Raw genomic sequence first — 2,223 nt, 5'->3', positions numbered from 1 at the left:
CGGGCCCCCCACGTCGACGGCGGTGTCCTGGGCCGCACGCCGGCCCGCCCCGCCCGGACCGCGAGCGCCGCACCGGGCGAGGCCACGACCGACCCCGAGGTCACCTACCGCCGCTCGGGCGACGACAACCTGCTCGTCGAGTACGGGCCGATGAAGCTCGACCTCGCGTCGCGCATGCGCGTGCACGCGCTCATGGAGGCCGTGCAGCAGCGCGTCGACCACGACGGCCTGCGCGGGGTCGTCGACCTCACGCCCGGCATCCGTTCGCTCCAGCTCCACGTCGACCCGGACGTGCTGCCGCTGCGCCGCGCGCTCGAGATCGTCGAGGAGGTCGAGGAGACGCTGCCCGCGACCCGCGACCTCGTCGTGCCGAGCCGCACCGTGCACCTGCCGCTCTCGTGGGACGACCCGTCGACCCGCGAGGCCATCCAGCGCTACATGGCGGGCGTCCGCGACGACGCCCCGTGGTGCCCGTGGAACATCGAGTTCATCCGCCGCATCAACGGGCTCGACTCGGTCGACGACGTGTACCGGACCGTGTTCGACGCGTCGTACCAGGTGCTCGGGCTCGGCGACGTCTACCTGGGTGCGCCCGTCGCGACGCCGCTCGACCCGCGGCACCGCCTCGTCACGACGAAGTACAACCCGGCCCGCACGTGGACGCCGCAGAACGCGGTCGGCATCGGCGGCGCCTACCTGTGCATCTACGGCATGGAGGGTCCGGGCGGCTACCAGTTCGTCGGCCGGACCATCCAGGTCTGGGACACGTACGCCCGGCACCGGCCGTTCGAGCCGGGCACGCCCTGGCTGCTGCGGTTCTTCGACACGATCCGCTGGTACCCGGTCGGCGCCGACGAGCTGCTCGACCTGCGCGCCGACATGGCCGCGGGCCGGCACGACGTCCGCATCGAGGAGGGGTCGTTCTCGCTCGCCGAGCACGAGCGGTTCCTCGCCGCGAACGCCCCGTCGATCGCCGAGTTCCAGGCCCGGCAGGCCGACGCGTTCGGCGCCGAGCGGGCCGCGTGGGAGGCGGCCGGCGAGTTCGACCGTCGCGACCCCGAGCCCGCCGCACCCTCCGCCACCGGCGTCGTGGTCCCCGACGGGTGCGACGGCGTCGAGGCGCCCTTCGTCGCGACCGTGTTCCGCGTCGACGTCCGCCCCGGCGACGTCGTCGAGGCCGGGCAGCAGCTGCTCGCGCTCGAGGCGATGAAGATGGAGGCGCCCGTCGTCGCGACCAGCGGCGGCACGGTCGTCGAGATCACCGTCACCCCCGGCGACCAGGTCGGTCCCGGCCAGGTCCTCGTCGTCCTCGACCCCGTGGCGGTCACGACCGCGGCGTGAGCCCGCGGCTGCGGCGGCGGGCGGTCGGCAGCGCGGCGAGACGCCGGCGCGGCGAGGTCAGGACGTCGAGACGTCAGGGCGCCCGGTCGTCAGGGCATCCCGTCGGTCAGGGCGTCCCGGCGCCCGGTCGTCGGGGCGTCCCGTCGTCAGGGCGTCAGGGCGCCCGGTCGTCAGGGCGTCCCGTCGTCAGGGCGCCCCGTCGTCAGGGCGTCGCGTCGTCGAGCTCGATGAGCATGCGGGTGTTGCCGAGGGTGTTGGGCTTCACGCGCGCGAGGTCGAGGAACTCGGCGACGCCGTCGTCGTGCGAACGCAGCAGCTCGGCGTACACGTCGGGCGTGACGGGCGTGCCCTCGATCGCGTGGAACCCGTGCGCGGTGAAGAAGTCGACCTCGAACGTCAGGCAGAACAGCCGCCGCAGCCCGAGGCCCCGGGCGCGGTCGACGAGCGCGTCGAGCAGCAGGTGCCCGACGCCCTGGCCGCGGTACGTCGCGTCGACGGCGAGCGTGCGGATCTCGGCGAGGTCCTGCCACATGACGTGCAGCGCGCCGCAGCCCACGACCGTCCCGTCGGGCGCCTCGGCGACGACGAACTCCTGCACGGCCTCGTAGTAGCCGACCCACTCCTTGGCGAGCAGGATGCGCTGGTCGGCGTACGGCTGGACGAGGGCACGGATCGCGCGCACGTCGGCCGGGAGGGCGGGCCGGATCGTGAGCTGGTCGGTCGTCACGCGCTCACGGTAACCGTCGCCCGCGGGTCCCTGTCCGGGAGGGTCACGGACGGCGCGTGCACGACGCTGCAGCCCGCCCGCGGTGCCCGGGCCCTGGGCCCGCACCCCGCCGGTGCGGCCCGTGGTCGTCAGCGCAGCGCACCCGCGCGGGCACG

The 2,223-nt window shown here is 74.8% G+C and carries 2 protein-coding genes; one reads left to right on the top strand and one right to left on the bottom strand.

Annotation, left to right across the window (positions count from 1 at the left end; translation table 11 throughout):
- Nucleotides 1-1,341, top strand: a 1,341-nt coding sequence (locus tag HGA02_RS17095; protein WP_168680380.1) for a carboxyltransferase domain-containing protein, incomplete at its 5' end; no start/stop codon positions are given.
- Between the two features lie 202 nt (nt 1,342-1,543).
- On the opposite strand, the gene HGA02_RS17090 is transcribed toward HGA02_RS17095, so the two are convergent.
- A complete protein-coding gene (locus HGA02_RS17090; protein WP_168680378.1) occupies nt 1,544-2,068 on the bottom strand; it encodes an amino-acid N-acetyltransferase in 525 nt (174 codons plus the stop codon).
- Nucleotides 2,069-2,223 lie beyond the last annotated feature (155 nt).

This window comes from Cellulomonas septica, from assembly GCF_012396155.1.
GTDB classification, from domain to species: domain Bacteria; phylum Actinomycetota; class Actinomycetes; order Actinomycetales; family Cellulomonadaceae; genus Cellulomonas; species Cellulomonas septica.
This window is presented reverse-complemented; position numbering and strand designations above follow the sequence as displayed.